This window comes from Streptomyces sp. NPDC048442, from assembly GCF_040651475.1.
In the GTDB taxonomy this organism is placed as follows: Bacteria; Actinomycetota; Actinomycetes; order Streptomycetales; family Streptomycetaceae; genus Streptomyces.
Genome location: NZ_JBEZKB010000010.1, coordinates 261435 through 267434, shown reverse-complemented (window position 1 = coordinate 267434; position 6000 = coordinate 261435). Strand labels below are relative to the sequence as shown.

Here is a 6000-nt window from a genome sequence, read left to right as displayed (position 1 = left end):
TTTTGGGGGCGCGGGGAACTGCGCGATCAGCCACGACGCACCCGCACGACGACCACCGGCCCCGCCGCCCCCCAAGGAGGCTGGGGGGCGGCGGGGCCGTGTACCCCGGAGGTTAGGGGAGGCCGGGGCCTCGGACCGGGATGTGGGTGAGGAGTGGTGGGGCGGCGGGGGCGGTGAAGAAGTCGTTGCCCTTGTCGTCGACGACGACGAAGGCCGGGAAGTCCTCGACCTCGATCCTCCAGACCGCCTCCATGCCGAGCTCCTCGTACTCGACGACCTCGACCTTCTTGATGCAGTCCTGGGCGAGCCGCGCCGCCGGCCCGCCGATCGAGCCCAGGTAGAAGCCGCCGTGCGCGCCGCACGCGTCCGTGACCTGCCGGGAGCGGTTGCCCTTGGCCAGCATGACCTTGGAGCCACCCGCCGCCTGGAACTGCTCGACGTAGGAGTCCATCCGGCCGGCGGTGGTCGGGCCGAAGGAGCCGGACGCGTAACCCTCGGGGGTCTTGGCCGGGCCCGCGTAGTACACCGGGTGGTCCTTCAGGTACTGCGGCATGTCCTCGCCCGCGTCCAGCCGCTCCTTGATCTTCGCGTGCGCGATGTCACGGGCGACGACCAGCGGGCCGGTCAGCGAGAGCCGGGTCTTGACGGGGTACTTGGTCAGCTCGGCGAGGATCTCGTCCATCGGCCGGTTGAGGTCGATCCGTACGACATCCTCATCGGCGTCCAGGTGCTCGTCCGTCGTGTCCGGCAGGAACCGCGCCGGGTCCTTCTCCAGCTCCTCCAGGAAGACGCCATCGGCCGTGATCTTCGCGGTCGCCTGGCGGTCCGCCGAGCAGGACACCGCGATGGCCACCGGCAGCGACGCACCGTGGCGCGGGAGGCGCACCACCCGCACGTCGTGGCAGAAGTACTTGCCGCCGAACTGCGCGCCGATCCCGATCTTCTGCGTCAGCTCGAAGACCTTCTGCTCCAGCTCCTGGTCCCGGAAGCCGTGCCCGGTCGGCGAGCCCTCGGACGGCAGCTCGTCCAGGTAGTGCGCGGAGGCGTACTTGGCGGTCTTCAGCGCGAATTCCGCACTCGTACCGCCGACCACGATCGCCAGGTGGTACGGCGGGCAGGCCGCCGTCCCCAGCGAGCGGATCTTCTCCTCCAGGAACTTCATCATGGAGTCCTCGTTGAGGACCGCCTTCGTCTCCTGGTAGAGGAACGACTTGTTGGCCGAGCCGCCGCCTTTCGCCATGAAGAGGAACTTGTAGGCGCCGCCGTCGGTCGCGTACAGCTCGATCTGGGCGGGGAGGTTGGAGCCGGTGTTCTTCTCGTCCCACATGTTCAGCGGGGCCATCTGCGAGTACCGCAGATTGAGCTTGGTGTAGGCGTCGAAGATGCCGTGGGAGAGGGCCTTCTCGTCCTCGCCCTCCGTCAGCACGTTCTGCCCGCGCTTGCCCATGACGATCGCCGTGCCGGTGTCCTGGCACATGGGCAGGACACCCGCCGCCGCGATGTTCGCGTTCTTCAGGAGGTCCAGGGCGACGAACTTGTCGTTGCCTGACGCCTCCGGGTCGTCGATGATGCGCCGCAGCTGCGCCAGGTGGGCCGGGCGCAGGTAGTGCGAGATGTCGTGCATCGCCTCGGCGGCGAGCTTGCGCAGCGCCTCCGGCTCCACCTTGAGGAACGTACGCCCGTCGGCCTCGAAGGTGGAGACACCCTCGGCGGTCACCAGCCGGTACGGCGTGGAGTCCTCTCCCAGCGGGAGCAGATCGGAGTACGCAAACTCTGGCATTTCGGCCGTTCCTCACTAGGCGGGCAGACAGCGTCGTCGTACCTCCATTGGTACGGCGCGCCCACCAGCGTAGAACGGCCGCGGGCTCCCGCGTCAGTGAGGTAAGGCTCAGTCGCCCCCTGTGGCCCCCTGTCGCGATCTATCGCGTTTCGGTACGGTGGTCGGGTGGACCTCGAAAAGAAGCCTCAGCCGTCCCTTCGAAAGCCGCCGCAGCCGCCGCAGCCGCCCGCCCCGGTGGCGCAGCAGACTTCGCTCCGCGCCTCCGACGCGGACCGCGACCGGGTCGCGGACATTCTGCGGGAGGCCATGGCCGAGGGCCGGCTCGACGCCGAGGAGCACGGCGAGCGCATCGACGCCGTCTACCGCGCCAAGACCCAGGCCGAGCTTGAGCCCCTGGTGAGCGACCTGCCCGCGCCCGGCGGCAGCAGCGGCCGGGCCCCGGCTCCCGCGCCCTCGGCCGCGTACGACCCGTACGCGGCAGGTCAGGGCGCCCAGGTGGAGGACAGCCTCGTCGCCGTCTTCAGCAGTTCCACCCGCAAGGGCCGCTGGCGCATCGCCCCGCGCACCAAGGCCTTCGCGCTCTTCGGGAACATCGAGATCGACCTGACCGAGGCCCTGTTCGCGCAGCGGCTCACCACCATCAACGCGACCTCCGTCTTCGGCAACGTCGAGATCCGCGTCCCGGAGAACATCACCCTGCGCGGCAACGGCAACGGGATCTTCGGCAACTTCGAGGTCCGCACCCTGGAGGCCGCCGACCCCGAGGCCCCGGTCGTGGTCGTCAACGGTCTCTCGGTGTTCGGCAACATCGAGGCGAAGCCCAAGCGCGGCAAGCTCATCGCCGACCTGCACGACCGCCTGCGCAAACACCTCGGCCACTGACCGGACTGCGGGTGGAATACGGCGGAATGTGGGCTTCCGAAGCCCCAACACGCCCTGGGCGTACTGGACATGGTTCGAAACCCTGTGCATAGGCGTCGGCACAGCGGGTAGGGACTGCGCATCGTCGCTCGCTCGCGAAGCCGTCGTCAGGAGTAGACCGTGCTGCAACCGCCGCATCAGTCCTTGCAGGTCGCCACCGTGCCCGCGCAGCGTGCGCCGGTACCGGTCCGTGATCAGCGGGACCAGGCCGGCCCATGGCACACGGAGGCGGTGTGCCGCCGGGACGAAGCCGGGCTGTTCTTCGCCCCGTCGAAGGAGCCGACCGCCTCCCGGCTGTCCCGCGAGGAGGCCGCGAAGCGGGTCTGCGCCCGCTGCCCCGTGATGATCGCCTGCCGCGAGCACGCACTGCTGCAGCCCGAGCCGTACGGCGTCTGGGGCGGCCTCACCGCCGCCGAGCGCCGGGTGGTCCTGGCCAGGCGGCGCCGGCGCGAGATAGAACTGCAGGCGGCGCCGGGAACGGGGGACCACCGCATCGCGGGCTGAGCGCGCGTCGCGTACGTACGGGTGTATCGCGTGCGTACGAGTGCATCGCGGACGTACGAGTGCATCGCGTGCGTACGAGTGAGGGGCGGCCACCTGTCACCGGGTGGCCGCCCCTCAGTCGCGCTCGCAGCTTCTCGCCGCGTGTGCTACTTCTTCTCGCCGCGTGTGCTACTTCGCGCGGTCGAAGTCGATCGCGCTGTAAGCGCGCAGCTTCGACAGGCGGTGCGTGGAGTCGATCTGGCGGATCGTACCCGACTTCGAGCGCATCACCAGGGACTGCGTGGTGGCGGTCGCCGAGCGGTAGCGGACGCCGCGCAGCAGCTCGCCGTCGGTGATGCCGGTGGCGACGAAGAACACGTTCTCGCCGCTGACCAGGTCGTTGGTGTGCAGGACGCGGTCCAGGTCGTGCCCGGCGTCGATGGCGCGCTGACGTTCCGCCTCGTCCTTGGGCCAGAGCTTGCCCTGGATGGTGCCGCCCAGGCACTTGATCGCGCAGGCGCTGATGATGCCCTCGGGGGTGCCACCGATGCCCATCAGCAGGTCGACGCCGGTGCCTTCGCGTACGGCCATGACCGAACCGGCGACGTCGCCGTCCGAGATGAACCTGATGCGGGCGCCGGTCTCCCGGATCTCCTTCACTATCCCCTCGTGGCGGGGACGGTCGAGGATCATCACCGTGACGTCCTCGGGGGTGGAGTTCTTCGCCTTGGCGACCCGGCGGATGTTCACCGAGACCGGGGCGTTGATGTCGACGAAGTCGGCGGCCTCGGGGCCGGTCACCAGCTTGTCCATGTAGAAGACGGCCGACGGGTCGAACATCGTCCCGCGGTCGGCGGCCGCGAGCACCGCGATCGCGTTGGGCATGCCCTTCGCGTTCAGCGTGGTGCCGTCGATCGGGTCGACCGCGATGTCGACCTCGGCGCCGGTGCCGTCGCCGATCCGCTCCCCGTTGTAGAGCATCGGGGCTTCGTCCTTCTCGCCCTCGCCGATGACGACGACGCCGTTCATCGACACGGTCGAGACGAGGGTGCGCATGGCGTTGACCGCCGCGCCGTCGGCGCCGTTCTTGTCGCCGCGGCCGACCCAGCGGCCGGCGGCCATGGCAGCGGCCTCCGTGACGCGAACGAGCTCGAGGGCCAGGTTGCGGTCGGGGGCCTCGGCAGGAACTTCGAGCGGCGACGGGAGCTGGTGCTCGGTCATCGGGTGCGGACCTTTCTGTACGGCTACGGCGGCGACGGCCGGGAGAGGAGGTACCGGGAAACCCGGAAACCGGGAAGGGGACGGTACTCCGAACTCTATCCGTACATCGACAAAATGAGCAGAGGGGGTGCACGTATGAGCGGCATATCGGTTACGTCCGCCCCCTGGAGCGGGGCGGGAGACCCGCATGGGGGACCATGGAGGACGTGGCAGCAGCGAAGCGTGGCAATCAGAAGATCCGGGACATGGTGCTCTCGATGGTGGTCATCGGGGCCGTCGTCGCCGGCATCTACACGGTCATCCCGCACGACGAGAACGCCGACCCCCTCAAGACGGTCGACTACCGGGTCGAGCTCAGCACGGCCCAGCGGTCCGCGCCCTACCCGGTGCTCGCCCCGCAGGGCCTGCCGAAGGAGTGGCGGGCGACCTCGGTGACGTACCGCGGCGACGAGGGCAAGGCCTGGCACCTGGGCTTCCTCGACCCGCAGAAGGAGTACGTCGCGGTCGAGCAGTCGACGAACGACCCCGCGAAGTACGTCCCGAAGGTCACGCTCTCCGCGAAGGACACCGGGAAGACGCAGGAGGCCGGCGGCCGCACCTGGCAGGTCTGGAAGGGCGAGAAGTACGACGCCCTGGTCCGCACCGACAAGGGCGCCACCACCGTCGTGATGGGCACGGCCATCGACGAGCGCCTCGCGGAGATGGCGGCGGCACTGAAGACGAAGCAGCCGCAGCAGCCGCAGACGCCGCAGGCTCCCCAGACTCCGCAGCCGAAGTAGCCGAAGTAGCCGAAGTAGCCGAAGTAGCCGAAGCAGTCGTAGGTACGCGGACAGTCGTAGGTACGCGGAAGGGGCCGCCGCACCCGATCGGTGCGGCGGCCCCTGCTCACTTGCTCACTTGTGCATGGCTCAGACGGTGGTGATGACGTCGTCGTAGGCCAGTCGCGGGGAGCGCGGGAACCAGGCGTCCTCGCCCGGCTTGCCGATGTTGACGATCATCAGCGGGGTGTGGTCGTCGTCCAGGAACTCCTTCTGGACGGCGGCGAAGTCGAAGCCCGTCATCGGGCCGGCGGCCAGACCGGCGGCGCGGACGCCGACCAGGAAGTAACCGGCCTGCAGGGTGCCGTTGATCAGGGCGGCCTGCTCGCGGACCGGGCGCTCGGAGAAGAAGGCGTCCTTGGCCTGCGGGAAGTGCGGGAACAGCGCCGGGAGCTCCTCGTGGAACTCGTTGTCGGCGGACAGGATCGCGACCAGCGGGGCCTTGGCGGTCTTCGGCTGGTTGCCCTCGGCCATCAGACCGACGAGGCGCTCACGGGCCTCGGGGGAGCGGACCAGGGTGACGCGCAGCGGCGACTGGTTGAACGCGGTCGGGCCGTACTTGACCAGGTCGTAGATCGCCTGGACCTGCTCCTCGGTCACCGGCTCGTCGGTGAACGTGTTGGCGGTGCGGGCCTCGCGGAAGAGGAGGTCCTGGGCGGCGGGGTCAAGAACGAGGGACATGCGTCGTGCCTTCCAGACGTGCGGAGAATCAAGCGATGCCACCACCGTAGAGCGGCTTTAGGTTAAATTTCAACTAACGGTGGGTGATCGTGGCAG

6 protein-coding genes are annotated in these 6000 nt (G+C 69.1%); 3 read left to right on the top strand and 3 right to left on the bottom strand.

Annotation, left to right across the window (positions count from 1 at the left end; translation table 11 throughout):
- Window positions 1-112: 112 nt before the first annotated feature.
- Window positions 113-1780 carry a fumarate hydratase gene (locus tag AB0D18_RS18230; RefSeq protein ID WP_362418885.1) on the bottom strand — a complete coding sequence of 556 codons (1668 nt, stop codon included), beginning with the start codon at window positions 1778-1780 and terminating at the stop codon, window positions 113-115.
- A 165-nt stretch (window positions 1781-1945) separates the two neighbouring features.
- Here AB0D18_RS18230 and AB0D18_RS18225 point away from each other — a divergent pair, with 165 nt between their 5' ends.
- Together AB0D18_RS18225 and AB0D18_RS18220 are read left to right on the top strand one after the other, a co-directional pair.
- A complete protein-coding gene (locus AB0D18_RS18225) occupies window positions 1946-2662 on the top strand; it encodes a DUF1707 domain-containing protein (RefSeq protein WP_362418882.1) in 717 nt (238 codons plus the stop codon).
- A gap of 159 nt (window positions 2663-2821) precedes the next feature.
- The gene (locus AB0D18_RS18220) at window positions 2822-3205 is read left to right on the top strand and encodes a WhiB family transcriptional regulator (protein ID WP_362418879.1); all 384 of its coding nucleotides are present in this window, start codon (window positions 2822-2824) and stop codon (window positions 3203-3205) included.
- Window positions 3206-3373: 168 nt separating this feature from the next.
- On the opposite strand, the gene glpX is transcribed toward AB0D18_RS18220, so the two are convergent.
- A complete protein-coding gene (glpX, locus tag AB0D18_RS18215; protein WP_362418876.1) occupies window positions 3374-4405 on the bottom strand; it encodes a class II fructose-bisphosphatase in 1032 nt (343 codons plus the stop codon).
- Between the two features lie 197 nt (window positions 4406-4602).
- Between glpX and AB0D18_RS18210 the strand changes: the two genes are divergently transcribed.
- Window positions 4603-5184: a DUF4245 domain-containing protein gene (locus AB0D18_RS18210; RefSeq protein WP_362418873.1), complete on the top strand. Its 582-nt coding sequence runs from the start codon at window positions 4603-4605 to the stop codon at window positions 5182-5184.
- Window positions 5185-5313: 129 nt separating this feature from the next.
- Here the strand turns inward: AB0D18_RS18210 and AB0D18_RS18205 are convergent, their stop codons facing one another.
- A complete protein-coding gene (locus AB0D18_RS18205; RefSeq protein ID WP_362418870.1) occupies window positions 5314-5904 on the bottom strand; it encodes a malonic semialdehyde reductase in 591 nt (196 codons plus the stop codon).
- Between the last annotated feature and the right edge of the window lie 96 nt (window positions 5905-6000).